At 40.7% G+C, this 25,568-nt stretch carries 23 protein-coding genes and 1 riboswitch; of the genes, 13 read left to right on the top strand and 10 right to left on the bottom strand.

Annotation, left to right across the window (positions count from 1 at the left end):
• Window positions 1–7: 7 nt before the first annotated feature.
• From dcd to FEE42_RS11515, 3 genes are read left to right on the top strand one after another with little or no spacing between them, the layout of a single operon-like run.
• Window positions 8–592, top strand: a complete 585-nt coding sequence (gene dcd, locus FEE42_RS11525; protein WP_059367227.1) for a dCTP deaminase — start codon at window positions 8–10, stop codon at window positions 590–592.
• On the top strand, window positions 593–1,783 hold the full coding sequence (locus FEE42_RS11520; RefSeq protein WP_164028668.1) for an AsmA-like C-terminal region-containing protein: 1,191 nt from the start codon (window positions 593–595) through the stop codon (window positions 1,781–1,783). It abuts the gene before it with no gap.
• On the top strand, window positions 1,783–2,961 hold the full coding sequence (locus tag FEE42_RS11515) for a sugar transporter (protein WP_164028666.1): 1,179 nt from the start codon (window positions 1,783–1,785) through the stop codon (window positions 2,959–2,961). Before FEE42_RS11520 ends, FEE42_RS11515 begins: the two co-directional genes overlap by 1 nt.
• Before the next feature lie 16 nt (window positions 2,962–2,977).
• Here the strand turns inward: FEE42_RS11515 and FEE42_RS11510 are convergent, their stop codons facing one another.
• Window positions 2,978–3,910 carry a LysR family transcriptional regulator gene (locus tag FEE42_RS11510; protein WP_206023152.1) on the bottom strand — a complete coding sequence of 311 codons (933 nt, stop codon included), beginning with the start codon at window positions 3,908–3,910 and terminating at the stop codon, window positions 2,978–2,980.
• Window positions 3,911–4,116: 206 nt separating this feature from the next.
• Between FEE42_RS11510 and FEE42_RS11505 the strand changes: the two genes are divergently transcribed.
• The 3 genes from FEE42_RS11505 (at window position 4,117) to FEE42_RS11495 (ending at window position 7,056) form a co-directional block, all read left to right on the top strand.
• A complete protein-coding gene (locus FEE42_RS11505; RefSeq protein WP_164028664.1) occupies window positions 4,117–4,890 on the top strand; it encodes an NAD-dependent epimerase/dehydratase family protein in 774 nt (257 codons plus the stop codon).
• A 17-nt stretch (window positions 4,891–4,907) separates the two neighbouring features.
• The gene (locus FEE42_RS11500; RefSeq protein ID WP_164028663.1) at window positions 4,908–5,540 is read left to right on the top strand and encodes an FMN-dependent NADH-azoreductase; all 633 of its coding nucleotides are present in this window, start codon (window positions 4,908–4,910) and stop codon (window positions 5,538–5,540) included.
• 259 nt (window positions 5,541–5,799) lie between these two features.
• The gene (locus FEE42_RS11495) at window positions 5,800–7,056 is read left to right on the top strand and encodes an NTP/NDP exchange transporter (protein ID WP_164028661.1); all 1,257 of its coding nucleotides are present in this window, start codon (window positions 5,800–5,802) and stop codon (window positions 7,054–7,056) included.
• A 146-nt stretch (window positions 7,057–7,202) separates the two neighbouring features.
• On the opposite strand, the gene FEE42_RS11490 is transcribed toward FEE42_RS11495, so the two are convergent.
• The 5 genes from FEE42_RS11490 to uvrD form a co-directional block, all read right to left on the bottom strand.
• Complete coding sequence (locus tag FEE42_RS11490) at window positions 7,203–8,186, bottom strand: peptide ABC transporter ATP-binding protein (protein ID WP_164028659.1); 984 nt, start codon at window positions 8,184–8,186, stop codon at window positions 7,203–7,205.
• 3 nt (window positions 8,187–8,189) lie between these two features.
• Complete coding sequence (gene dppD / locus FEE42_RS11485; RefSeq protein ID WP_164028657.1) at window positions 8,190–9,185, bottom strand: dipeptide ABC transporter ATP-binding protein; 996 nt, start codon at window positions 9,183–9,185, stop codon at window positions 8,190–8,192.
• 9 nt (window positions 9,186–9,194) lie between these two features.
• Window positions 9,195–10,082 carry an ABC transporter permease subunit gene (locus FEE42_RS11480; RefSeq protein ID WP_164028655.1) on the bottom strand — a complete coding sequence of 296 codons (888 nt, stop codon included), beginning with the start codon at window positions 10,080–10,082 and terminating at the stop codon, window positions 9,195–9,197.
• Between the two features lie 13 nt (window positions 10,083–10,095).
• Entirely contained in the window at window positions 10,096–11,097 is a 1,002-nt protein-coding gene (locus tag FEE42_RS11475; RefSeq protein WP_164028653.1) for an ABC transporter permease subunit, read from the bottom strand.
• A gap of 169 nt (window positions 11,098–11,266) precedes the next feature.
• Window positions 11,267–13,447, bottom strand: a complete 2,181-nt coding sequence (gene uvrD, locus FEE42_RS11470; protein WP_164028651.1) for a DNA helicase II — start codon at window positions 13,445–13,447, stop codon at window positions 11,267–11,269.
• A gap of 382 nt (window positions 13,448–13,829) precedes the next feature.
• A riboswitch (TPP riboswitch) is annotated at window positions 13,830–13,917 on the top strand.
• A gap of 58 nt (window positions 13,918–13,975) precedes the next feature.
• On the opposite strand from uvrD, the gene FEE42_RS11465 reads away from it, so the two are divergent.
• Window positions 13,976–15,016 carry an ABC transporter substrate-binding protein gene (locus tag FEE42_RS11465; RefSeq protein WP_164028649.1) on the top strand — a complete coding sequence of 347 codons (1,041 nt, stop codon included), beginning with the start codon at window positions 13,976–13,978 and terminating at the stop codon, window positions 15,014–15,016.
• Between the two features lie 82 nt (window positions 15,017–15,098).
• Here FEE42_RS11465 and fdhD read toward each other — a convergent pair whose 3' ends face one another.
• Entirely contained in the window at window positions 15,099–15,911 is an 813-nt protein-coding gene (gene fdhD, locus FEE42_RS11460) for a formate dehydrogenase accessory sulfurtransferase FdhD (protein ID WP_059367269.1), read from the bottom strand.
• Window positions 15,912–16,181: 270 nt separating this feature from the next.
• Here fdhD and fdnG point away from each other — a divergent pair, with 270 nt between their 5' ends.
• From fdnG to fdhE, 4 genes are all read left to right on the top strand, one after another.
• Complete coding sequence (gene fdnG / locus FEE42_RS11455; protein WP_164028647.1) at window positions 16,182–19,265, top strand: formate dehydrogenase-N subunit alpha; 3,084 nt, start codon at window positions 16,182–16,184, stop codon at window positions 19,263–19,265.
• Window positions 19,266–19,268: 3 nt separating this feature from the next.
• Entirely contained in the window at window positions 19,269–20,192 is a 924-nt protein-coding gene (fdxH, locus tag FEE42_RS11450) for a formate dehydrogenase subunit beta (protein WP_059367276.1), read from the top strand.
• Complete coding sequence (locus FEE42_RS11445) at window positions 20,185–20,895, top strand: formate dehydrogenase subunit gamma (RefSeq protein ID WP_135968805.1); 711 nt, start codon at window positions 20,185–20,187, stop codon at window positions 20,893–20,895. Before fdxH ends, FEE42_RS11445 begins: the two co-directional genes overlap by 8 nt.
• A 64-nt stretch (window positions 20,896–20,959) precedes the next feature.
• Window positions 20,960–21,871: a formate dehydrogenase accessory protein FdhE gene (gene fdhE / locus FEE42_RS11440; RefSeq protein WP_164028645.1), complete on the top strand. Its 912-nt coding sequence runs from the start codon at window positions 20,960–20,962 to the stop codon at window positions 21,869–21,871.
• Between the two features lie 39 nt (window positions 21,872–21,910).
• Here fdhE and rimI read toward each other — a convergent pair whose 3' ends face one another.
• The 3 genes from rimI to FEE42_RS11425 are packed head-to-tail and all read right to left on the bottom strand — an operon-like array spanning window position 21,911 to window position 23,347.
• Window positions 21,911–22,351, bottom strand: a complete 441-nt coding sequence (gene rimI / locus FEE42_RS11435) for a ribosomal protein S18-alanine N-acetyltransferase (protein ID WP_135968803.1) — start codon at window positions 22,349–22,351, stop codon at window positions 21,911–21,913.
• Between the two features lie 4 nt (window positions 22,352–22,355).
• Entirely contained in the window at window positions 22,356–22,760 is a 405-nt protein-coding gene (gene holD, locus FEE42_RS11430) for a DNA polymerase III subunit psi (protein ID WP_059367286.1), read from the bottom strand.
• An 8-nt stretch (window positions 22,761–22,768) separates the two neighbouring features.
• A complete protein-coding gene (locus tag FEE42_RS11425) occupies window positions 22,769–23,347 on the bottom strand; it encodes a membrane lipoprotein lipid attachment site-containing protein (protein WP_059367287.1) in 579 nt (192 codons plus the stop codon).
• A 110-nt stretch (window positions 23,348–23,457) separates the two neighbouring features.
• On the opposite strand from FEE42_RS11425, the gene rsmC reads away from it, so the two are divergent.
• Both rsmC and FEE42_RS11415 read left to right on the top strand, forming a co-directional pair.
• Complete coding sequence (gene rsmC, locus FEE42_RS11420; protein ID WP_059367289.1) at window positions 23,458–24,450, top strand: 16S rRNA (guanine(1207)-N(2))-methyltransferase RsmC; 993 nt, start codon at window positions 23,458–23,460, stop codon at window positions 24,448–24,450.
• 6 nt (window positions 24,451–24,456) lie between these two features.
• Window positions 24,457–25,398 (top strand): LacI family DNA-binding transcriptional regulator, encoded by a 942-nt coding sequence (locus FEE42_RS11415; protein WP_059367291.1) that lies wholly within the window; start codon window positions 24,457–24,459, stop codon window positions 25,396–25,398.
• Window positions 25,399–25,568 lie beyond the last annotated feature (170 nt).

Here is a 25,568-nt window from a genome sequence, read left to right as displayed (position 1 = left end):
AGAAATTATGCGTCTTTGTGATACCGATATCGAACGCTATCTTGATGATGGCATTATTTCTTTAACCCCCCGACCTGCTAACGACAAAATTAACGGTGCAACCATTGATGTCCGTTTAGGCAATTCCTTCCGGGTATTTCGCGAACATTCTGCACCTTATATTGATTTAAGCGGCCCTAAAGAAGAAGTATCTGCACAATTAGAATCGGTCATGAGCGATGAAATTATCATCCCTGACAACGAAGCCTTTTTTCTACATCCCGGTGTATTGGCACTGGCGACTACGTTAGAATCCGTCAAATTACCGGCAAATATTATTGGTTGGTTGGATGGTCGCTCTTCCCTCGCCCGTCTAGGCTTAATGGTTCATGTAACAGCACACCGTATTGATCCGGGTTGGGAAGGAAAAATCGTCCTAGAATTTTATAATTCCGGCAAATTGCCTTTAGCATTGCGCCCCAATATGATTATCGGTGCGCTAAGTTTTGAAGTATTAAGCGGAGAGGCTGCCCGCCCTTACAACCGCCGTAAAGATGCGAAATATAGAAACCAACAAACGGCTGTGGCAAGTCGCATTGATGAGGATAAATAAATGAAAAAGATCGCAATAAGCCTGTTGATCGTGCTTGTTGCGATCTTTGCTTTTTTCTACATCCAACTTCAACAAGCCAAAACACAGCTCACCGAGCAATTAGCCCAACACAATATTCAAGTAAAATCCCTTGAGTTCAATCTCATTCCTCAACCTTATTTTTCTATTGAGCAACTGAGGTTTCATGAGATGTCCCTCAAACGGATTGAGGGAAAATTGGCATTTTTACCGTTAATTCTCGGCGAGCCAAAATTTGAACAACTCATAATAAATCAAGCTAAATTCGGTGAAAACTCCCTCAATTCAGCGAAAATAACTCTACAACTTTCAGATTTTTCACTGAAAAAATTATTGGCAAAAAGTATTTCCTTTAACAGAGAAAATCGAATCTCTATTGAACTTGAAAAACCGATTTATGGAAAAAATACAACATTCGATTTCTCCTTTAATAAAGCAAATATTGCCCTTCGACAAGATAAAGAATCATTAATCCAAATTGAAAGAGCAAAACTCAATGAGCAAACATTAGGGTATATTGAAGTGCACGCTGATTTTTCTAAACCGTATAAAATACTGGCAGCCTACATCAAGCCGGCCTGCACCACTGATTGTTTAGCCGTGCTAAAATTCAATAGTCTTGCACAAGAAAGTGCGGTCAAATTTTCCGGTAAAAATTTTCCTATGGAGCGCTTACTCACCCTATTAAGCTTTCCTAATACAATGACCGGCACAACGGATTTTAATATTCAGCTGACTTTTTCCAATTCAGAATTAATGCAAGGGCAATTTGATTTTAATGCTCGAGACGGGGAACTTTTAGGAATAAATTTACTGGATCTGCTGTCACAATATTTCCCAATTAATTACAATGATGAATTATTACAAGGGAAAAGTATGAACACCCCCTATCAAACCGCTATTTCATCACTGAGTCTGGAAAATAATTTATTAACCGTCAATAAAATCAGCCTAAAAACACCCGCACTTTTAGGTGAAGGCAATGGTGCGATTGATTTACACACAATGCAATGCGATATTAATCTCAAGCTTTCTGCAACAAATGAAAAGTACCAAAACCTGAAACTCCCTATTCGCTTTTTTGATAGCTGCTATTCGCCTCAGTACAAACTGGAAATAAATAAAGATTTTCGGAAACAGTTAAAAGATCTCATTAAGAAGAAATTGAAGTAATGTCTTTTTACCAACAAGCTGAAAAAATCCAAACTTGGCGGGTCATTATCATGGCTTGCACCGCCTTTATTTTCAATACTACGGAATTTGTACCCGTTGCATTATTGACTAATATTGCTCAAAGTTTTGAAATGCAAACTGCTGAAACCGGACTGATGATGACAGTCTATGCTTGGACTGTACTGGTGATGTCTTTACCGGCAATGCTGGCAACAAGAAAAATGGAGCGGAAAAGTTTACTCATTAAACTTTTTTTGATTTTCATTATCGGACATATCCTCTCTGTGATTACGTGGAATTTTTGGGTATTACTGATTGCCCGTATGTGTATTGCATTAGCTCATTCTATTTTTTGGTCTATCACTGCCTCCCTCGTGATGCGAATCGCCTCTAAAAATAAAAAAACTCAAGCACTCGGTATGCTTGCGATTGGTTCATCTCTTGCCACGATCTTAGGCTTACCTCTCGGACGCTTAATCGGTCAGCTTGTCGGATGGCGGGTTACTTTCGGCATTATTGCCGTCCTAGCATTAGTGGCAATGTTCTTAATTATTCAACTTTTACCCCGTCTTCCAAGTAAAAATACCGGTTCACTTGCCAGCTTACCCGTTCTCGCCAAACGTCCATTGTTAATCGGGCTTTATATCACAACGGCGCTCATCATTTCGGCACATTTTACCGCCTATACCTATATTGAGCCTTTTATGATTCAAATAGGACAGTTGGCACCAAATCTTACCACAATGATTCTCCTCGTATTTGGCTTATCAGGTATTAGTGCAAGTTTACTGTTCAATCGGTTATACCGCTTTAACCCAAAAAAATTTGTTCTAAGTGCAATGGGATTATTCATTGTCTCACTCACACTTTTACTCGGCTCAACCCTCTATACTGCCACAATATTCACCCTCGCTTTCCTCTGGGGAATCGGCATTTCCTGTATTGGACTTGCTTTGCAAATGCACGTACTAAAACTTGCACCGGACGCCACCGATGTGGCTACGGCAATCTATTCGGGCATATTTAATGCAGGGATCGGTGCCGGTGCGTTATTAGGCAGCCAAATCATGAATTATGTCGGATTGGAATATATCGGATTTAGCGGCGCGCTGCTGGGGGTTATTGGATTAACCATTTTCACTATTTTCCAATCTCGTTATCCACTGAAAAACCCTTAAAAAAACAACCGCACTTTTACTTTTCCTTCTGCCATACAGAATGTCGTTCAATCAGTTCCTCAACCCATTCCAAAAATATTTTTACTCGCTTTGGCGTGTAGCGAGAATAAGGGTAAACAAAACTCAGCGGCATCGCTTGAAGTGGATAATCTTTTAAAATTTCAACTAACTCGCCCGAGGCCAAATAAGGTGCGGCAAACGCTTTTGGGGCGTAGCCTATGCCTAGTCCCGCCAATAAAGCCCGATAATAGGTTTGGGCATTATTATAAGTTTGATCGGGCGTTTTATGGAAAAGCATGTCATCTTTAACTTGATTTATCACTTCCGCTGCAACATAAACTTTCGCTACTTTGCCCGTTGCAGCAAATTTAAATGCTAAATAACTATGTTGCTCTAAATCTTCTGCGTTAGTAATCGGCATATGTTGGCGTAAATAATCAGGTGTGGCGCATAAACAGAACGGCATTTGCCCAACCATCTTTACCACAAGGCTATCATCCGTAATCACACCACCGCGAATAGCACAATCGACACCTTCATTGATAAGATCAACTACTCGTTCACTACTGCCAATTTCAAAGCGTAAATTAGGGTATTTCTGCAAAAATGAGGGCAAATTCGGTACGATAAGATGATCCGCAATAGGCGAAGGCATTTCAACTTTCAGTAAACCGGATATATGATTTTGCTGTTGAATTTCCCGATTAATTTCTTCAATTTCATCTAAAAGCGGTAGGATTCGTTGATAATATTGTAAGCCGTCTGCAGTAGGTGAAACCCGACGTGTAGTACGATGCAACAATTTAATACCTAAATGATTTTCAAGACTTTGAATTTGCCCTGATAGCGTTGTTGTGGCGATATTTAAATCTTCCGAGGCATTTTTGAAGTTGCCGGTCTCCACAATTCGACAAAATGCCCGCATCACCTCTAGTTTATCTAGTGCCATAAATTTCTCTAATCATGTAATTTATCATACAAATGAAGCCATTTTAGGCGACTTTTAATTTAGAACAAAATGAACTTATACAGAAAATAGAGATAATTTTTGTTCATTATCCGACTTTTATAAATAAAGTATGCGAATTAAGGGGATATATTGTAATAACATCTATCGCTACAATATCGCTAAAATTTTAACAAAAGGAAAACAAAATGAAAAAAAGTCTAATTGCCCTCACGTTTAGCTTAACAATATCCACTTCGGCACTTGCCGAAACTATTTTCTTAGCAGGCGCAACAGGGGTAGTCGGTGAACCTTTGGGTAAAGCACTGGTTGAAGCAGGGCATACAGTTTATGGAACAAGTCGTAGTGCAGATCGTGCAAAAGCATTAGAAGTCAACGGAGTAAAACCTGTGGTGCTTGATGTCTTTGATGCAAAAGCTGTGGAAAAAGCCATTGTGAATGTAAAACCTGATGTCGTCATTAACCAAGTTTCTTCATTGCCTAAAGGTTTAAAAGAATCAGAAATGCCCGAAGGATTAAAACGTGATGCCAAAGTACGTGTAGAGGGTACAAAAAATCTCGTTGCCGCAGCAGAAAAAGCAGGTGTAAAAAAATTCATTAACCAAAGTTTCTTATACTACTTCCCAACAGACAAGAAAATTACTGAAACGGATGTATTAGTGGGAGAAGATGATCCTATTTACGGTGAATCGGTTAAAGCATTAAAGGAAGTTGAAATGCGTACTCTGGCAGGTAAATTTACCCCTGTCGTTTTACGTTTTGGTTGGTTATATGGCGGTAAATCAGGGTTTGATGCGCCAATTGAAGGCTATCCGTCTGTTAATGTGGACATAGCAGTAGATGCTATTGTCAAGGCAGTTAAAGCCGATTTAAACGGCTTATATAATATTGCAGAAGAAAGCCCGATGATTGACCTCAGTAAATTCCAAAAAGTAGTGCCAGAATGGAAATCCCATAAATAATGAGACAGGACAATAATATGAAAACATTGTTGATTAATGCTCATCCACAATTTCACCTACCAAACTATACACGGAAACTACAAAATTACTTTGTAGAACAGTGGGCTAAACTTAATCCGAATGAGCAAATCACGATCATTAGTTTAGCCGAAACGGATGTTCCTCGTTTAGACAATGAAACATTGACATTATTTTCACAAAAAATGGCAGGTGCAGAATTAACCTTAGCGCAACAAGAAAGAGCGGTCAAAATGCAAGAGATTTTGATGCAATTTAAATCCCATAAGCGTATTGTTATTGCGATGCCGTTATATAACTTCAATATTCCATCTAAATTAAAAGATGACATGGATAACATTTTCATTGCTCGTGAAACATTCCGTTATACAGCCTCCGGTTCTGAAGGTTTGATGACTGATGGACGCAAAGTTTTCCTTTTGCAATCAAGCGGTTCAATTTATACCAATAATGACCGCTACACGCCCCTTGAGTTTAGTCGAATGTACTTAAAAGAAATGTTTATCAATATGATGGGCTTTGATGCTTTTTACATCGCACGGGCTCAAGGTACGGCGATACGCTCTGAAAATGGTGTTTTAACGGAAGCTTTTGCGGAAATTGATCGGCTATTGGCTGATTTTTGCCAATAATCCTCTCTCTGTATAGCGGTCATTTTTCGATGTAATTTCAAAAATTTAACGGCATTATGTCGCAAATGCACAATTTAAAGAAAATGTAGGGACGTCACGCCGGCGTCCGTAAAAATTAAATGCTTTTAAAAGGTTGTATGACGGACGCCAGCGTGATGTCCCTACTTATGAGATAAAATTTAGGTTTTTGCAACTGTTACATAATATCGCAAATTTAACCGAAAAACCGACCGCTCTTTTATTGATAAACGGAAAGTAAATGAACAATCTTTTACAAAAATTTGTAGATATCAAACCCAATGAAATCAAAACATTGGCTTGGTCTTGGTTTTATGTATTCACCCTCTTTTTAGCCTATTACAGCTTACGTCCTATTCGAGATGAATTAGGGGCAACCGGCGGTGTCAGAAATTTACCGTGGCTATTTACAGGAACATTAATTGCAATGTTGGTGCTGACCCCTTGCTATGCCTATTTGGTAAAATGTTGGAAACGAGAAAAATTTATCGCTATAGCTTACCGCTTTTTTATGCTGAACTTATTGATTTTTGCCTATTTAATGTACGCTGCTAATGGTGAAATTCTTATTTGGACGGGCAGAATCTTCTTTATCTGGGTATCGGTATTTAACTTGTTTGTAGTATCCGTATTTTGGTCACTGATGAGCGATGTATTCAGCACAGAGCAAAGCAAACGCCTATTCGGTTTGTTAGCAACAGGTGCAACCCTTGGTGGTATGACTGGTTCGGCGTTTATCTCTGGATTGGCAGATAATTTAAGTCAATATGTATTCTTAACGATAGCCCTTCTCTTACTCGAAATTGCTGTGCAATCGGCAAAACAGGTTTCCCGTTTAAGCTCACCAGAGATTCATCGAGGTTATACTGAAAGAGTGGAAATTGGCGGTAGTGTGCTATCAGGTTTAACACGTACTTTCCAATCGCCTTACTTACTTGGAATTTCTGCCTTTATTCTGTGCTACTCCATGACTTCCACTGTACTTTACTTTCAACAAGCTGAAATTGTAAACAATCACTTTTTAAACCGGGCAGAACGTACCGCCTTTTTCGCCAATATTGATTTATGGGTAAATGGTTTAACCCTAATTTTCCAACTGGGTTTAACCGGCAGAATGATGAAATATTTAGGCATCCTTCCCGTACTGGCAATGCTACCGTTGTTAAGCAGTGTCAGTTTTGCAATGTTAGCCATTTATCCAACGGTCGCGATATTTGTGATTATCCAGGTAACAAGACGAGTGAGTAATTTTGCTTTCACCCGCCCCGCTCGGGAAGTATTATTCACACGTTTAAACCGTGAAGATCGTTACAAAGCCAAGAATGTCATTGATACCGTCATTTACCGAACCGGAGATCAAATCGGAAGTTGGAGCTATGCGGGCTTAAACACACTAAGCTTAAGTTTATCCACTATCGCTTGGATTAGTGTACCGCTTTGCTTGCTGTGGCTGGCATTAAGTATTTGGCTGGCAAAACAAAAAGCCGATTCAGATTAGGAAACCAAGGGAATTGCGAATCGCAAAATCTTTAAACTTCTAAAATTAATTTTCTCAATTTTATTGCTACGTAGTCCCCCAAAGCCCCTTAAATAAAAAACAACCGCACTTTTACTTAAAGTGCGGTTGTTTCTCGGCTTGTTTTACTAATCAATATGAAAACAAGCAATCAATTTACCATCAGGATACTGCGATAATATCGGTCTTGCTTCACGGCATTTTTCTGTTGCTTTCCAACAACGCGGGTTAAAAGCACAGCCTTGCGGCGGATTAATCGGGCTTGGTAATTCCCCGACTAATTTTATACGTTCACGGCGTAAATCGGGCGAGAGGCGTGGTGTGGCAGAAAGTAAAGCCTGCGTATAGGGATGTTGAGGATTGGAAAAAATTTGTGCCGTTGTACCTTTTTCCACACAACGCCCCAAATACATCACCATGACTTCATCGGCAATGTGTTCCACCACGGAAAGATCGTGAGAAATAAATACATAAGACAATCCCAATTCATCTTGTAAATCCATCATAAGATTTAATACTTGTGCACGCACCGAGACATCAAGGGCAGACACCGGTTCATCCGCTACGACAATATCCGGCTCTAACATTAAACCGCGCGCAATAGCAATACGCTGACGCTGTCCGCCGGAAAACATATGAGGATAGCGATCATAAAATTCTGCACGTAATCCCACTTTTGCCATCATAGAAAGCACTTTTTCTTTCCGTTCTTTAGCAGAAAGTTTCGTGTTGATAATTAAAGGTTCTTCCAAAATAGCGCCAATTTTTTTACGTGGATTTAATGAGGCATAAGGATTTTGGAAAACAATTTGAATTTTCTTACGCCGTAAGGCTTTCGTTGCCGAATTATTTTCTAAAAAATTCTGTCCCTTGTAATACAGCTCCCCCTCAGTAGGCGCTTCAATCATGGCAAGCAAACGCCCTAATGTGGATTTGCCACAACCGGATTCTCCTACTACCGCAAGAGTTTTACCTCTTTCTAATTGAAAAGAGACACCATCCAAGGCTTTCACTTGCTGAGTTTTTGTAAATAGGCCTTTTTTAACCGGATAATATTTTTTTAACCCTATCGCATTCAGTAAAGGAGCATGCTCTTTGATATAATTCGTCATTGATTATTCTCCTTTACTCCATTCAACCGGCTCACCCGCTATATTTAGTGGGGTATGGCATTTCACTTTACGATCAGCCATGTGATGTAATTCCGGCTCAACTTGGCGACAATGTTCTGTGGCATAAGGGCAACGAGGATTTAACAAACAACCGTTCGGACGATCATATTTTCCCGGCACGACACCCGGTAAAGATTGCAAACGAGATTTACCTTCCGCAAATTCAGGTAAAGATCGCAATAATGCTTGGGTATAAGGATGTTTGGGTTCACGAAAAATATCCTCTGCCCGCCCTTCTTCGACGACTTGACCGGCATACATCACAATAATGCGATGTGCCGCTTCGGCAACGAGCGCAAGATCATGGGTAATTAAAATTAACGACATACATTCTTTTTTCTGTAAATCGAGTAATAGATCCATAATTTGCGCTTGAATCGTCACATCTAATGCAGTGGTCGGCTCATCGGCAATCAATAGTGTCGGCTTACAAGCAATTGCCATCGCAATCATCATGCGCTGACTCATTCCGCCGGAAAGTTGGTGGGGATAAACATCTATACGTGATTCGGGATCCGGAATCCCGACCAAACGCAATAATTCCAAGGTACGCTGGCGACGTGATTTTTTTGAACCGCCCTCATGAACTTTTAGTGCCTCCATAATTTGGAACCCTACTGTATAGGCAGGATTTAGGCTGGTCATTGGATCTTGGAAAATCATTGCCATATCCGCACCAATCAGGGCGCGTTTGTCTTTGTCACTCAGGGTTAATAAATCTTTATCTTCAAATGCTAAAGAATCTGCAAAAACCCGTCCCGGATAATCAATTAATCCCATAATCGCTAAAGAACTCACCGATTTACCGGAACCTGATTCCCCGACAATGCCCAAGACTTCGCCTTGCTCTACTTGATAACTTACACGATCCACCGCGTTAAAAGGTGTAGTTTTATCACCAAACTGAACTGAAAGCGCTTTTACTTCCAATAATGCCATTCCGCCCCCTTATTGTTTAAGTTTTGGATCGAGTGCATCACGCAGACCATCGCCCATTAAATTAAAGGCGAGTACCAAAGATAAAATCACCAAGCCCGGAATCGTTACCAACCAGTTAGCTGCCTGCATAAAACTCCGTGCTTCGGAAAGCATGGTGCCTAATTCCGGTGTCGGTGGTTTAGCTCCAATACCAAGGAAACCCAGCGTGGCAAGTTCTAAAATAGCGTTAGAAATCCCCATTGTCATTTGTACAATAAGCGGGGCTAAGCAGTTAGGTAAAATCACAATAAACATTAAGCGTAATACCCCCGCGCCCGCTACTTTAGATGAGGTTACATAATCCCGATTTTTTTCATTCATCACTGCTGCCCGGGTTAAACGAACATAGCTTGGAATAGATACCACCGCAATAGCCAAGGTTGCATTCAGTAAAGAAGGCTCTAAGATCGAAACAACGACAATAGTCAGCAATAAGTTCGGAATTGCCAACATAATATCAATTAAACGCACAATAACCGTATCCAATACGCCACCATAATAACCGGCAAGCAATCCTAAGCTCGTTCCCAACAAACAAGAAAGGATCACGATGACAAAGCCGGCAAAAACTGAAATTCGGGTACCATAAATAATACGTGAAAGAATATCCCGACCAATATCATCAGTACCAAGTAAATAAGCCACGTTGCCACCCTCATACCAAGCTGGAGGTAATAATAGTGCGGTACGATTTTGCTCAGCTGGGTCAAAAGGGGCAATATAGGAAGCAAATATACCGATAAATGCCACAACCAGAATAAAAATTAACCCGATGAGCGCACCTCGATTTTGCTTAAAATAAAACCAAAATTCTTGTAAAGGCGTTCTAGGCACTAACATTGAAGTTGTGTCTGTCATTCTTTCTCCTACATCAATGACGAATACGCGGATTTACCACGCCGTAAAGCAAATCAATGGTTAAATTCACCACAATAATAATCGTGGCGATAATTAAAACGGCGCCTTGCAGTACAGGATAATCCCGTGCATGAATGGCATCAATAATCCATTTTCCAATACCCGGCCACGAGAAAATCGTTTCCGTCAATACCGCACCGGAAAGTAATTGACCGACAATTAATCCCACTACGGTCACCACCGGAATCAACGCGTTACGCAACGCATGTACAATCACAATACGTGTATAACTGAGCCCTTTTGCTTTAGCCGTACGAATATAATCTTCGCCTAATACTTCCAACATAGCGGAGCGGGTCATCCTCGTAATAATCGCAAGCGGTATTGTGCCTAATACAATGGCAGGCAAAATCAAGGATTTCAGCGCATTTTCAAACGCACCCGGTACACTGGAAAGCCAACTATCAATCAGCATAAAACCTGTTGGCGTATCGATCCAAAAATCGTTTTCTAAACGCCCCCCTTGCGGTAAACCAAGGGAAGGAGACACATATAAAATCAGAATCAAGCCCCACCAAAAAATAGGCATAGAGTAACCAGTCAGTGAAATAGTCGTTACTCCATGAGAAATCCAACTGTCTTTTTTCACCGCAGCTATTGTGCCGAGTATCAGGCCACCGAGTAGCGACCAAAGCAACGCAAAAAAAGCCAACTCAGTCGTAGCCGGGAAAAGGGTAAAAAACTCGGTAATAACAGGTTGTTGTGTACGAAATGAAGCGCCAAAATCCCCTTGAATCACATTACCAATATAGTTGAAGTATTGCTGATATAGAGGAAGATCTAAACCTAATTGATGCATCATTTGCTGGTGAACCTCAGGCGTTAAGCCCCGTTCCCCCATCATAATTTCTACCGGATCACCTGGGATAAAATGGATGAGAGCAAAGGTGACAAAAGTAATGGCAATGAAAGTTGGAATCACCATCAAAATACGTTTGAAGATAAATTTAAACATGGGAATTTGTTGATAATCACTTAACAAAAAGTGCGGTCAAAATTCACCGCACTTTTCAAAAAAACCAATAGGTAAAATAAAAAATCTATCGGATTCTACCGCACTTTAGCTTACTTTGCCAAATCACTAAAGGTTATTGGCTATGTCTTGTTGGAATATGAGAAGGGAATTACATCTTTTCTAACTTTGCCAAATGCGCAATCAGCCATTTAATGCCCTGGGCTTGGAAAGCAATTTGTAATCTTGTGTTATTGTCGCTCCCTTCAACATTAATCACCGTACCGACACCAAACTTTTCATGTTTCACTTTTTGCCCCATTTTCCATCCGTTTTCATTCTCTATCGAATGAGACAGCGTTCCCACTTTCGCTAGATTCATTGCCCGTGTAACCGTTCCGCGCAAACGAATTTCTTGGATACATTCTCGCGGTAACTCTGCGATAAAACGGGATGGGAGATGGCGTTCTTCTTTTGCATATAAACGACGACTCTCCGCATAGGAAATGGTCAATTTTTTCTTTGCACGGGTAATACCGACATACGCCAAACGGCGTTCTTCTTCCAAACGCCCCGGCTCTTCAAAAGAGCGGAAACTCGGAAACAGACCTTCTTCCACGCCGACGATAAATACACGGGGAAATTCCAATCCTTTTGCGGAATGCAATGTCATCATTTCGACACAAGATTGATGCGGTGAAGCTTGTTCCTCTCCCGCTTCAAGCGAGGCATGAGTTAGAAAAGCAGTAAGATCCGTCATGTCATCCGCCTCATCGGGTTTTATAAATTCACGTGTCGCAGTGACTAATTCTTCCAAGTTTTCGATCCGCACTTCGCCCTTTTCTCCCTTTTCCTGTTTATACATTTCATACAAACCGGAATGTTTAATCACAAAATCCGTTTGAGCAAAAAGCGGCATTTCAAAGGTATCCTGCTGCAAAGAATTAATTAATTCTTGAAAGCGTAATAATGCGGTGGATGCTCGTCCCGCAAGCATATTTTCTTGGATGGCAACTTGTATCGCCTGCCATAATGTAATTTGACGTGCACGTGTTAAATTTCGTAAGACATCTAAAGTGCGGTCACCAATCCCTCGTGTCGGCGTGTTAATCACGCGTTCAAATGCCGCATCATCTTGTCGGTTATTAATCAAACGCAAATAGGCTAAGGCATCTTTAATTTCTTGGCGTTCAAAGAATCTCACCCCACCATAAATCCGATAAGGAATTTGACTACGAATTAAAGCCTCCTCAATCACGCGGGATTGACTGTTGCTACGGTAAAGCACGGCACAATCATCCAGTTTTCCCCCGTTATCCACCCAATCCTGAATTTGCGACGCCACAAATTTGGCTTCGTCCAGCTCATTAAAAGCGGCATAAATTCCAACAGGCTCTCCTTTTTCCCCTTCCGTCCACAAATTTTTCCCAAGCCTATCCGTATTATTGGCAATTAATTCATTTGCACTATTTAAAATATTCGCGGTAGAACGGTAATTTTGTTCAAGACGAATGGTTTTGGCATTGAAATCTTTCAGGAATTTTTGAATATTTTCAACTTGTGCGCCACGCCAACCATAAATAGATTGATCATCATCCCCCACTACCATCACTTTTCCGCTCTGTCCGGCAAGGGTTTTGATCCATTGATATTGAATTTTATTGGTATCCTGAAACTCATCTACCAAAATATGTTGAAAACGTTGTTGGTAACGCTGCAAAATCAGCGGTTTTTTTTCAAATAATTCATAAGCACGAATCAATAACTCCGCAAAATCCACTAATCCCGCACGGTCACTGGTATCTTGATAAATTTGATAAATTTTAATCCATTCACGCTCTTGGCGATCGTTAAAATCCTCGATCTCGTGCGGGCGCAAACCTTCATCTTTTTTATTATTGATGTACCAACAAGCTTGTTTGGGAGGAAAGGCTTTTTCATCAAAATTGTGCAATTTTAGTAAGCGTTTAACTAAACGCAATTGATCTTCCGAATCCAAAATTTGGAAATCCTGCGGCAAACCGACATCTAAATGGTGCGCACGCAATAAACGATGAGCAATGCTGTGAAAAGTGCCAATCCACATTCCGAATAAACTGTGTTGGGAATGTTTGGCTAATGTTTCTTGAATACGATGGCGCATTTCCGCTGCGGCTTTATTGGTAAAAGTCACCGCCATAATGCTCCCTTCAGAAATATTTTCTACTGCCATCAACCAAGCAATACGGTGAGTTAATACTCGGGTCTTACCGCTTCCCGCCCCAGCCAGCACTAAACAGTTATCAAGGGGAGCCGCAACCGCTTCACGCTGTTTATCATTCAACCCATCAAGTAATTCAGAAATATCCGTCATAACATTATTTTATCTGTTTAAATTTACAGTCATTATAGACATTATTTGTAAGCGAATCTAGCGTTAACTATAGTTTTAAACAAAAGGTCTGTAATCACTTAATACTCAACTATTCCAAGACGGAGGCTTTAGATTTGAGAGTAGATGAATACTACAAAGATGTTTCAATACACAACCGCCTGAAGGCGGCTGCCTTTTTTCGCTGCTTCATCAAGTAACTTCGGAATGTTTCAATACACAGCCTCCTGAAGGCGGCTGCTTGTATTTCAACCACTATTTTTCATGACAAAAACTCCATATATTTGTACATTTAAAACATCACAACGACAGCAACAATAAACAGATCCGACTTTACAAAAATAGGGGGACAGCTTATAGTGGATTCGGTTAGTCGGGGTGCAAAATCGCTGAGAAATACCCGTGAACCTGAAGCAGTTAGCACTGACGTAGGAAACTAATCTTCTCTTCCTCAAGGGCTGACTTACTTTTTTCTTTAATTCATCAATTAATAATAAGTAGGGATGCATGATGACCCACTATGCGCATTTAAAAAATACCTTAAAATTTACCGCACTTTGTACTCTTTTAGGTTTCAGTTTACCAAATCATGCCGAGACACAAGGAAAACTCGTTGTTTATTGCAGCGTTCAAAACACTACCTGCGAGAAAGTTTCACAAGCATTTAGCAAAAAATATCATGTTGAAACACAATTTGTGCGTCATAGCACCGGCACTGTGCTAGGCAAGCTCAAAGCAGAAAAAGATAATCCTCAAGCTGATGTTTGGTATGGCGGAACCTTTGAACCGCACCTTCAAGCACGAGATGCCGGTTTGCTTGCGATTTATCGTTCCCCTGAACAAAAAGATATTATGCCTCAATTTAAAAAATTGGTAGAACAACGCGGGGATACCACTTCAATTATTTATTTGATGGAACTTGGCATTGGGATAAATGAAAAATCCCTTACCGAAAAAAACATCGCCAAGCCACAATGTTATGCGGATTTATTAAAACCGGAATTTAAGGATTTAGTGCAATATCCCGATCCTCGTGTATCCGGTACGGGATATAGTATTCTTTCGACCTTAATCGAAATTATGGGTGAAGATAAAGCGTTCGATTATTTAAAAGCCTTAAACAAAAATATCAACCAATATACCAAAAGTGGCATGGCAACCAGCAATCTTTCTACCGGTGCAACGGCAGTGAATATTAGTTTTATGCACGCCTATGTACGTGAAAAAGATAAAGGCGCGCCTGTTGTCGGCATCTTGCCTTGCGAAGGAGTCGGTTACACCCTAGGGGCTGCAAGTATTATCAAAAACGGACGAAATTTAGAAAATGCCAAACGTTTTATTGATTTTGTCCTGTCCGCCGAAGCACAAGAAATTCCGTGGCGTGAAGCTGATTCTTATCAGTTACCGACCAATATCCACGCAAAATCGCACCCAAATCTCCCCAATCCGATGAAATTAAAATTAATTGATATTGATTTCATTCGGTTTGGCGCCGACCAAGAAGCGAAACGTTTAATTGATCGCTGGATGAAAGAAGTAAAAGGGGAATAAACTTCAAAAAAGACGAGGCGATTCAATCAGCCTCGTCTTTTTTATGATAAGAATTAATGAAACACTTTATCGCGAAAAACACCTAAAAAATTAACCGCTCTTTTCCTGTATAAACATTCCCCTTACCTTCTCTTGCAAACCCTACCAATGTCAAATGATGAGTTTCAGCCATTTTTACCGCCAAATCCGTTGCCGCGGAAATTGCGACTAACATTTCTACTCGACATGAAATTGCTTTTTGCACCATTTCATAGCTTGCTCTACTTGATGTCAAAATGAAACCCTGTTTATCGGTTTTAGCATACCAACCAAGCAGTTTATCCAATGCTACATGACGTCCAACATCTTCTCGAATAGCAAGTATATTGCCTTGTAAATCAAAAAATGCACAGGCATGGGTTGCACCGGTTTGGTTACCTAATTGTTGATTTTCCTGCAACGTAGAAAGGCAATTATCGAGCAAACTAACATCAAACTGAAAAGTGCGGTCTAATTTAGGAAAGTTTTTATATACTTGGTTTAACTGTTCCGTGCCACAAATTCCACACCCCGTACGTCCGGTAAGATTTCGTCGATGTTCTTTAAGTGCCATAAATTGACGACTGGAAAGCTCAATTTGCACTTCAATGCCATTACACACTTCTTGTACATCAATACCATAAATATCAGCAGGTTGATTAATAATGCCTTCCGTTAAAGAAAAACCTAAAGCAAAATCTTCTAAATCCTGCGGAGAACACATCATCACAGCATGAGAAATACCGTTATAAACAAGTGAAACCGGGGTTTCAACAGCGAGCAAATCGTTTTTTGTTTGTAAAAGTGCGGTTGATTTTTCTGATGTTTTTGGCTTTTTTAAAAAAAAATTGATGGATTGTTCAATTAACCCATTCATTGATAACCTGCCTATTAATCATGTAACGAAAATGTTAAGTTTTCTTGCTAATTTCGTGATCTTAGTCACGTATTTTGTGGATATAATGCATTTTGATTATGGATTTATCACTAAAAAATAGGTATTCTACGACAAGCTTAAATTGATGTTTTTTTATACTCAATTTAGTCTGTTGATCGGCGTTATTCTAACGAAATCAACTAAATTTTCTAGATGAATTTCTTTACTATCTAATAATATCTCAACAACCTATTGTTGAAAGGAGTGATTATGCAGGTCTCAAGAAGAAAATTCTTTAAGATCTGTGCAGGTGGTATGGCGGGAACCTCCGCTGCTATGTTAGGTTTTGCTCCGGCAAACGCGTTAGCAGCGCCGCGTGAATATAAATTATTACGCGCCTATGAATCTCGTAACACCTGTACATATTGTGCCGTCAGTTGCGGTATGTTGCTTTATAGTACAGGCAAACCGAATACGGGCTTAAGCAGCTACACAAGTACAAATATCCGTTCAAAATTATTTCACCTTGAAGGTGATCCAGACCATCCGATTAGTCGTGGCGCACTCTGTCCGAAAGGTGCCGGCGCACTAGATTATGTAAACAGTGAAAGCCGTTCTTTATATCCTCAATATCGTGCACCAGGTTCAGACAGATGGGAACGCCTTTCTTGGCAGGAGGCAATTAAACGTATTGCCCGCTTAATGAAAGATGATCGCGATGCCAATTTTATAGAAACCGATGCAAGCGGGAAAACCGTTAACCGTTGGTCAACCACTGGGATTATGACAGCCTCCGCAATGAGCAATGAAGCCGCGTTACTAACGCAAAAATGGATTCGAATGCTCGGGATGGTGCCGGTATGTAACCAAGCTAATACTTGACACGGACCAACGGTAGCAAGTCTTGCTCCATCATTTGGTCGCGGTGCCATGACAAACAACTGGGTTGACATCAAAAATGCCGATTTAATCATTGTTCAAGGCGGTAACCCTGCCGAAGCCCACCCTGTTGGGTTCCGTTGGGCGATTGAAGCGAAGAAAAACGGTGCAAAAATCATCGTTATCGATCCACGCTTTAACCGTACAGCCTCTATCGCTGATCTTCATGCGCCGATTCGTTCCGGTTCCGATATTGCGTTCTTAATGGGTGTGATTCGTTACTTATTGGAAAATGATAAGATTCAATACGAATATGTTCAACACTATACTAACGCTTCTTTCTTAGTCAACGAAGGCTTTAAATTTGAAGACGGACTATTCTCAGGTTACGACGCGGATAAGCGTAACTATGACAAATCAACATGGAATTACCAATTTGATGAGAATGGTCAGGTTAAACGTGATATGACATTACAAAACCCACGTTGTGTGATTAATGTATTGAAAGAACACGTTTCTCGTTACACACCGGAAATGGTCGAACGCGTAACCGGCGTAAAACAAAAACTATTCTTACAAATCTGTGAAGAAATCGGTGAAACCTCAAAACCAAATAAAACCATGACGCATTTATATGCACTCGGTTTTACAGAACATACTATCGGTACACAAAATATCCGTTCGATGGCAATGATCCAATTACTATTAGGTAATATGGGGATGCCGGGTGGTGGTATTAACGCATTACGAGGACACTCAAACGTACAAGGTACGACAGACATGGGATTGTTACCGACTTCCCTACCCGGTTATATGCGTTTACCAAACGATAAAGACTCATCTTATGAGCAATATATCAATGCGATCACGCCAAAAGACATCGTTCCTGGTCAAATCAACTATTATCGTAATACCTCAAAATTCTTTGTGAGTATGATGAAAACCTTCTATGGTGAGAATGCGACCAAAGAAAACGGTTGGGGCTTTGATTTCTTACCGAAAACAGATCGCTTATACGACCCTATCACTCATGTGAAATTAATGAATGATGGCGAGTTGCACGGTTGGATCTTGCAAGGTTTTAACGTATTGAATTCATTACCGAATAAGAATAAAACCCTTGCAGGTATGAGCAAATTAAAATACTTAATCGTGCTTGATCCGCTTCAAACCGAAAGTTCTGAATTCTGGAAAAACTTTGGTGAATCAAACAATGTGAATCCTGCGGATATTCAGACCGAAGTATTCCGCCTACCAACCACTTGTTTTGCGGAAGAAGATGGTTCAATCGCCAACTCCGGCCGTTGGGCGCAATGGCACTGGAAAGGCTGTGATCAACCGGGTGAAGCATTACCGGATGTGGATATTCTTTCAATGATTCGTGAAGAAATGCACGCACTCTACAAAGAAGAAGGCGGTCGCGGTATTGAATCTTTTGAAGCAATGACCTGGAATTACGCGCAACCACACTCGCCAAGTGCGGAAGAATTAGCAAAAGAATTAAATGGTTATGCCCTTGAAGATCTTTATGATCCAAACGGCAACCTGATGTATAAAAAAGGGCAATTACTCAATGGATTCTCTCACTTACGTGATGACGGTACTACTACATCGGGTAACTGGCTATACGTAGGTCAATGGACGGAAAAAGGAAACCAAACCGCGAATCGGGATAATTCGGATCCATCCGGCTTAGGTTGTACAGTCGGTTGGGGCTTTGCTTGGCCGGCAAACCGTCGTGTGCTTTATAGCCGTGCTTCCTTAGATATTAATGGTAAACCATGGGATAAACATCGTCAGCTAATCAAATGGAACGGTAAAAACTGGAACTGGTTTGACGTTGCCGACTATGGTACTCAACCACCGGGTTCTGAGGCAGGTCCGTTTATTATGTCTGCTGAAGGTGTAGGTCGCTTATTTGCCGTAGATAAAATCAATAACGGCCCAATGCCTGAGCATTATGAGCCGGTTGAAAGCCCGATTGATACCAACCCGCTCCATCCAAATGTGGTGACCGATCCAACCGTGCGTATTTACAAGGAAGACCGTGAATTTATCGGATCAAACAAAGAGTTCCCATTTGTGGCGACCACTTATCGTTTAACCGAACACTTCCACAGCTGGACTGCACAATCTGCGCTTAACATTATTGCCCAGCCACAACAATTTGTGGAAATCGGGGAAAAATTAGCCGCAGAAAAAGGTATTCAAAAAGGCGATATGGTGAAAATCACATCAAAACGTGGTTATATCAAAGCGGTTGCCGTTGTTACCAAACGTTTGAAAGAACTGGAAATTGACGGCAAAACGGTTCACCATGTAGGTATTCCGATTCACTGGAATATGAAAGCCTTAAATGGTAAAGGTAATCGTGGATTCTCCACTAATGTTCTCACTCCATCTTGGGGTGAAGCCAATACACAAACACCGGAATACAAAACATTCTTGGTAAACATTGAGAAAGCGGAGGCATAAACGATGAGTGTACAATCTCAAGATATTATTAAGATCTCCGCAACATCAGATCTCACACCGGCTCCACATGCACGAGATCATAAAGTTGAAGTGGCAAAACTAATTGATGTTTCCACCTGTATCGGCTGTAAAGCCTGTCAGGTGGGTTGCTCGGAGTGGAATGACATCCGCTCCGATGTCAATGCACAATGCGTCGGCGTTTATGACAACCCGGTTGATCTTAATGCAAAAGCATGGACAGTTATGCGCTTTAACGAAGTGGAAGAAAACGATCGTTTAGAGTGGTTAATTCGTAAAGACGGTTGTATGCACTGCTCGGAACCGGGTTGTTTAAAAGCCTGCCCTGCACCGGGTGCAATTATCCAATACAAAAACGGTATCGTTGATTTCCAATCGGATAAATGTATCGGTTGCGGTTACTGTATCGCAGGCTGTCCTTTCAATATTCCTCGAATGAATCCGGACGACAATCGCGTATATAAATGTACCCTTTGCGTCGATCGCGTTTCTGTCGGTCAAGAACCGGCTTGTGTTAAAACCTGTCCGACAGGTGCAATTCGTTTCGGTTCAAAAGAAGAAATGAAGATCTATGCGGAACAACGCGTTGCCGATCTTAGGTCACGCGGCTACAAAAATGCCGGACTTTATGATCCGCCGGGCGTTGGTGGTACACACGTGATGTATGTGCTGCACCATGCTGACAAGCCTGAACTTTACAACGGTCTGCCGAAAGATCCGAAAATCGACCTCAGTATCACCTTATGGAAAGATGTGTTAAAACCGGTTGCGGCTGTCGCAATGGGTGGGTTAGCCTTAGCTGAGCTTGGCCATTACTTAACTGTTGGCCCAAATGTTGAGACCGATGTCGAAGATCACCATGAAAAATTTGAGAACGAAGAGAAACACGGAGGAAAAGAAGATGAGTAAATTTGAAATTACTAACGATACTCGTATCGTTCGTCATCGAATTCCTGCGCGTTTAAGTCACTGGTTTTTGGTGATCACTTTCTTCCTCACCATGTTTACCGGGGTGGCGTTTTTCTTCCCTGATTTTGCCTGGCTAACGGATATTTTAGGCACACCACAACTGGCGCGTGCAGTTCATCCTTTCACCGGAATTTTAATGTTTATTGCCTTTATTTTCTTATGTTCATTATATTGGCATCACAATGTTCCGGAGAAAAATGATATTCGTTGGTTAAAAGGGATTACGGAAGTATTAAAAGGTAATGAACACGCCGTATCGGATAACGGAAAATACAATCTTGGTCAAAAAATGTTGTTTTGGACATTGATCTTGGCAATGTTTACTTTGTTAGCTTCCGGCATCATTATGTGGCGTCAATACTTTTCTCACTACTTCTCAATTCCGGTATTAAGAATTGCGATTCTTCTCCACTCTACCAGTGCCTTTATGCTATTTACCGGCATTATGGTACATATGTACATGGCGTTTTGGGTAAAAGGCTCGATTCGCGGTATTGTGGAAGGTTGGGTAACCGTTCGTTGGGCGAAAAAACATCACCCTCGTTGGTATCGTGAAGAAATACTCCCTGAGTTGGAAAAAGACGGAGAACGTCAAATAAAAGGTGAAAAACCTAAAGCCTTATTTAAAGGTATTGCGGACTAAGTCCAAAACGGACTCCAAAAGTGCGGTTAAAAATGACCGCACTTTTTATTATTGAAGAGGCATTATGAGTATCAAAATCCTATCAGAATCCGAAATTAAACAACAAAAAACAAATTCTTATGAAACACCGGCCGTGCTATTTGCCAATCCTAAAAATCTTTATCAGCGCCGGGCAAAACGTTTAACAGAATTGGCAAAAGCACACCCACTTGCCGACTATTTGCTTTTTGCTGCAAACATCGTTGAAAGTCAGCTAAATACATTAGAAAAAAATCCGCTCGAAAAACAAAACTTAGAACAGCTAATTGGTGTCAAGCCGCTTAATGCAAGAACGTTCAAGCGTAATGGCATCTGGCGTGAATATCTCAGCGAAATCTTGCATGAGATAAAACCCAAAGCAAATGAACAAGTTATCGCAACCATTGAATCGCTGGAAAAAGCCGGCACGGCAGAACTGGAACAGATGGCGGATCAGCTGTTAGCGGAAGAATTTAATTTAGTCAGTAGCGACAAAGCCGTTTTTATTTGGGCGGCACTTTCTCTTTATTGGTTACAATTAGCCCAACAAATTCCTCACGCAAGCCGTTTGGAAAATACGGAAAATATCCACTATTGCCCTGTTTGCGGATCTACGCCGGTATCCAGTATGATCCACATCGGCTCATCACAAGGCTTACGTTATCTACACTGTGCCTTATGTGAAAGTGAATGGAATCTGGTACGCGCTCAATGCACTAATTGTAATGGACACGATAAATTAGAAATGTGGTCATTAAATGAAAAATTATCTTTGATCCGTGCAGAAACTTGCGGCAGTTGCGAAAGTTATTTGAAAATGATGTTCCAAGAAAAAGATCCTAATGTAGAAGCGGTCGCCGATGATTTAGCCTCTATTTTCTTAGACGTAGAAATGGAAGAAAAAGGGTTTTCCCGTAGCGGCCTTAATCCATTTCTCTTTCCTCCTCAAAAAACTTAGTAAAAAACGGTCGTTATTTCCTCAATAACGACCGCACTTTTACAAATAACACGCCATCACAACGGCATTTTCCCTTCCGCCATCAGGCATCGGATAGTAGTTTTTACGAATATCCACTTCATTAAATCCTTGTTTTTCATAGAGCCAACGAGCCTGATTAGATTCTCTCACTTCAAGCCATAGGGTTTGAACGCCTTGCGCTTTAAGCCGTTCCATTAACGCCTTCAACAGGAATGTGCCTAATCCTTTCTCCTGCATAGCAGGCTCAATCGCAATATTAAACAAGGTGGCTTCATCCAATACTTTTTGGCAAATGACAAACCCGATAATTCGATGATCTTTAACCAATTTCAGATTCAAATACCGCTCGCCTTGATTATTTTTTAGCGTTCCGAAAGACCAAGGCACTAAATGCGCTTGTTGTTCAATCTCGTACAAACGTTCAAAATCGCATTCTTCAATAGTAAAAATTTGAGGCATATGATTAAACTTGTTGAATTTGTTGCCAAAGTTCCCGTTTAGCAGCGGGGGAAGATTGGAAATCCCGATAACACGGTGAGCGATAAATACGTTCAGCGTGCAAGCAATGAGGTAAAGTGCGGTCAATTTTCTCCGTATTTTCAGCAAGTAGCCAATAGCGTACGGAATGGTTTAACTCAAGATGTTGAATTTGCTCATAATTCAAACACAAACAATCTGCTTGCTTTAATTCGAGGCTCATTAATATATCTTCAAATAAAGGAAATGTAGTCACATTTTCATCGGATACCACCACAAAACGAATATGTTCCGCCACAGTAATTCCCACCGCCCCTTGAAATATCTCAGGACGGTGAAGTTTCCATTGGGTTATCCCCATTTCTTTTAAAAGAAGATTGCGTCTTTCCATCTTTTTAATTAACGAGAAATTGCATCAAACGGATAACTCATTAAGCTCTTAACAATAGCGTTTTCTTCCGCTTCCGTTGGTTTTTTCTGATAGGTTTTTAGACTGCGAAATGACAGAATATTTTTTTCTTTATGCACTACGGCGATGAAACGCTGAAAATTATTACCATCACATGCATAGTAAGCAGCGTTTGCATAACTTAACGTTTGCAAATCACATACTTTTTTATTGGAATCCAAATATTTTGTTGTCAACATCGATATATGGGAGAGATCTTTCAGATAAAACGTTTCACTGGTTACCGATTTACGATTTGAACGGTCAACACTCACGGCTAAGCTAATAAAACGAGGGTCATCGCCTTTTACCGCTCTCGTTTGTTTCACATATTTTTCGCCATTAAATTCAATTTCAGTACCGGTTTTTTTAACACGCTCAAATTGTTCATCTAATTTTTTGAACATCTCAATCTGCTCAGGCGTCGCTTCAACTTTAGAAGGAGCTTGAGCTTTACCTTGTATCTGTTCAATTAATTGACAACCTGATAATAAAGCAGCCATGGTTGCCGCGAATACGATTTTTTTCATAAAAAATTCCTTATAATAATTGTCTATAACACTAATGAAAAATGTTTTATTAGCGTTATCTTTGCTAGAATAACGCCTAATTCTAACTAATAATCCACAGGATTCAAAGCGTGATGTCCCTTGAAACTGAAGTTTTAGAACGCCATCTTTCCCTTTTTTACCGTAAATCTGTGCTACTTAGCGGTGGCATTAAGGATCAATTTCCACAAAAATTGGCACCACATTGCCAATCCGTTCAAGTTTGGAGCTGCTATTTTGATTATGCCCGCACCCAAAGTGCTGTCAATTTTTCCATTGAATTTCAAGGTAAAGCAGATCTCATTGTTTATTATTGGACAAAAAACAAGCAAGAAGTACAATTCCAGCTAATGCAACTCCTTGCCAATGCACAAGACGGACAAGAAATCCTCATCATTGGTGAAAACCGCTGCGGTGTACGTTCGGCAGAAAAAATCCTCTCACCGTTTGGTGATATTGCTAAAATTGATTCCGCCCGCCGTTGCGGTTTATATCATTTTTCCCTGAAAAAACGACCGCACTTTTCCCTCAATACTTTTTGGAAAACCTACCAACATCCTCAACTCAATGGTTTAACAGTCCATAGTTTACCAGGGGTATTCAGTGCAAATGAATTAGATGTGGGGACGGCACTTTTACTTTCTACGCTCAACCAATCAATTAAAGGTAAAGTGCTTGATCTCGGCTGCGGAGCCGGTGTAATCGGATCAATGGTAAAAAAAATTAACCCGAAATCAAATGTTACGATGACCGATATTCATGCGATGGCTTTGGAATCAGCCCGCAAAACCCTCTCAGAAAACCGGTTGGACGCTGAAGTTTTTGCCAGCGATGTTTTCTCCGATATTGAAGGGAAATTTGACCTCATCATTTCCAACCCTCCGTTCCACGATGGGATTGATACGGCTTATCAAGCAGTAAACACACTGATTACTCAAGCGAAACGGCATTTAAATCAAGGGGGAGAATTACGTATTGTAGCGAATGCTTTCCTGCCTTATCCCGATTTATTACAACAACATTTTGGGACGTTTGACGTATTGGCACAAACTTCAAAATTTAAAGTTTACTCTGTAAAAAATTAATCCGAGATGGAAAAAAATTACACGATTAAGGATATTGCAAAACTTTGCCAAGTTGGGAAATCAACCGTTTCCCGAGTTTTAAATCACGATCCTAAAGTCAGCGAAACCACAAGACAAAAAGTCCAAACGATCATTGACTCCGTTGGTTTTAGCCCAAACCGCTCCGCTCGGGCTATGCGCGGCGCACAAGAACCCGTAGTCGGGATTATTGTCTCGAAACTCAATTCAAGCGGTGAATCCCAAACATTACGGGCAATTTTGACCGCACTTTACCGCCAAAAAATTACGCCGATCATTGTTGAAAGTCAGTTCGATGAAAAACAAGTTGCCCACCATCTCAAGTTATTCAAACAACGCCAAGTAGATAGTGTCATTGTCTTTGGGTTTTCTCCTCTTTCCGAAAAAATATTGCAGCAATGGCAAGGCAATATCGTTGTGATTGCCCGTTATTTTAAGGATATTTCTTGCGTGCATTATGATGATCAACACGCAATTAATGCCCTCATGGATAAACTCTATGCCCAAGGATACAAACACATTGGTTATCTCGGCATACACGACCAAGATGAAACGACGGGACGATTACGTACTCAAAGTTATTTAAATTTCTGTCGTCGTCATCAGCTTACGCCAAATTTTGCCCTGACTGAGCTTGATATTGAAGCCGGCTATCATCATTGTGCGAAGCTTACCCAACCGCTTGATGCCGTGTTATGCGCCACCACAAGTCTTGCCATTGGTGCCGTAAAATATTTACAGGAGAGCCAACAAATTCTTCCCCTTGCTTATATTGGGCAAAATCCTCTTTTAGAACATTTCGTCCCCAATCTCATCAACCTTGATTTTGGCTATGAGCAGGCAGGCACTTGGGCGGTGGAATTGCTACTCACACAAATTCACGGAAACAAAACCGTAGAACAGCGGCTGGTCTCCTTTCATTTGCTATAAAAGTATGATTGCTGAAAACAACGCAAAAAATAACCGCACTTAACGCTTTCAATTTGTGATCTTCATCACATTTCCAAGATAACTTCATTTAAATTGGGAACGTTCCCATTTACTTTATAAAGCTAAAGCGTATAATTCTCGGCGGTTTAATTTTTATACTAAAAAGGTTT

Origin of the sequence: Rodentibacter caecimuris (genome assembly GCF_010587025.1) — a bacterium.
Classification (GTDB): domain Bacteria; phylum Pseudomonadota; class Gammaproteobacteria; order Enterobacterales; family Pasteurellaceae; genus Rodentibacter; species Rodentibacter caecimuris.
This window is presented reverse-complemented; position numbering and strand designations above follow the sequence as displayed.

Excerpts from the sequence above, each read along its gene's own strand:
- FEE42_RS11425 (WP_059367287.1), bottom strand. The coding sequence starts at position 23,347 with ATGAAAAAAATCGTATTCGCGGCAACCATGGCTGCTTTATTATCAGGT.
- holD (WP_059367286.1), bottom strand. The coding sequence starts at position 22,760 with ATGGAAAGACGCAATCTTCTTTTAAAAGAAATGGGGATAACCCAATGG.
- dppD (WP_164028657.1), bottom strand. The coding sequence starts at position 9,185 with ATGGCATTATTGGAAGTAAAAGCGCTTTCAGTTCAGTTTGGTGATAAA.
- FEE42_RS11465 (WP_164028649.1), top strand. The coding sequence starts at position 13,976 with ATGACCCACTATGCGCATTTAAAAAATACCTTAAAATTTACCGCACTT.
- uvrD (WP_164028651.1), bottom strand. The coding sequence starts at position 13,447 with ATGACGGATATTTCTGAATTACTTGATGGGTTGAATGATAAACAGCGT.
- FEE42_RS11475 (WP_164028653.1), bottom strand. The coding sequence starts at position 11,097 with ATGTTTAAATTTATCTTCAAACGTATTTTGATGGTGATTCCAACTTTC.
- fdhE (WP_164028645.1), top strand. The coding sequence starts at position 20,960 with ATGAGTATCAAAATCCTATCAGAATCCGAAATTAAACAACAAAAAACA.
- FEE42_RS11500 (WP_164028663.1), top strand. The coding sequence starts at position 4,908 with ATGAAAACATTGTTGATTAATGCTCATCCACAATTTCACCTACCAAAC.
- FEE42_RS11480 (WP_164028655.1), bottom strand. The coding sequence starts at position 10,082 with ATGACAGACACAACTTCAATGTTAGTGCCTAGAACGCCTTTACAAGAA.
- FEE42_RS11505 (WP_164028664.1), top strand. The coding sequence starts at position 4,117 with ATGAAAAAAAGTCTAATTGCCCTCACGTTTAGCTTAACAATATCCACT.
- FEE42_RS11445 (WP_135968805.1), top strand. The coding sequence starts at position 20,185 with ATGAGTAAATTTGAAATTACTAACGATACTCGTATCGTTCGTCATCGA.
- fdhD (WP_059367269.1), bottom strand. The coding sequence starts at position 15,911 with ATGAATGGGTTAATTGAACAATCCATCAATTTTTTTTTAAAAAAGCCA.
- rimI (WP_135968803.1), bottom strand. The coding sequence starts at position 22,351 with ATGCCTCAAATTTTTACTATTGAAGAATGCGATTTTGAACGTTTGTAC.
- FEE42_RS11415 (WP_059367291.1), top strand. The coding sequence starts at position 24,457 with ATGGAAAAAAATTACACGATTAAGGATATTGCAAAACTTTGCCAAGTT.
- fdxH (WP_059367276.1), top strand. The coding sequence starts at position 19,269 with ATGAGTGTACAATCTCAAGATATTATTAAGATCTCCGCAACATCAGAT.
- FEE42_RS11490 (WP_164028659.1), bottom strand. The coding sequence starts at position 8,186 with ATGACGAATTATATCAAAGAGCATGCTCCTTTACTGAATGCGATAGGG.
- FEE42_RS11515 (WP_164028666.1), top strand. The coding sequence starts at position 1,783 with ATGTCTTTTTACCAACAAGCTGAAAAAATCCAAACTTGGCGGGTCATT.
- dcd (WP_059367227.1), top strand. The coding sequence starts at position 8 with ATGCGTCTTTGTGATACCGATATCGAACGCTATCTTGATGATGGCATT.
- FEE42_RS11520 (WP_164028668.1), top strand. The coding sequence starts at position 593 with ATGAAAAAGATCGCAATAAGCCTGTTGATCGTGCTTGTTGCGATCTTT.
- FEE42_RS11495 (WP_164028661.1), top strand. The coding sequence starts at position 5,800 with ATGAACAATCTTTTACAAAAATTTGTAGATATCAAACCCAATGAAATC.
- FEE42_RS11510 (WP_206023152.1), bottom strand. The coding sequence starts at position 3,910 with ATGGCACTAGATAAACTAGAGGTGATGCGGGCATTTTGTCGAATTGTG.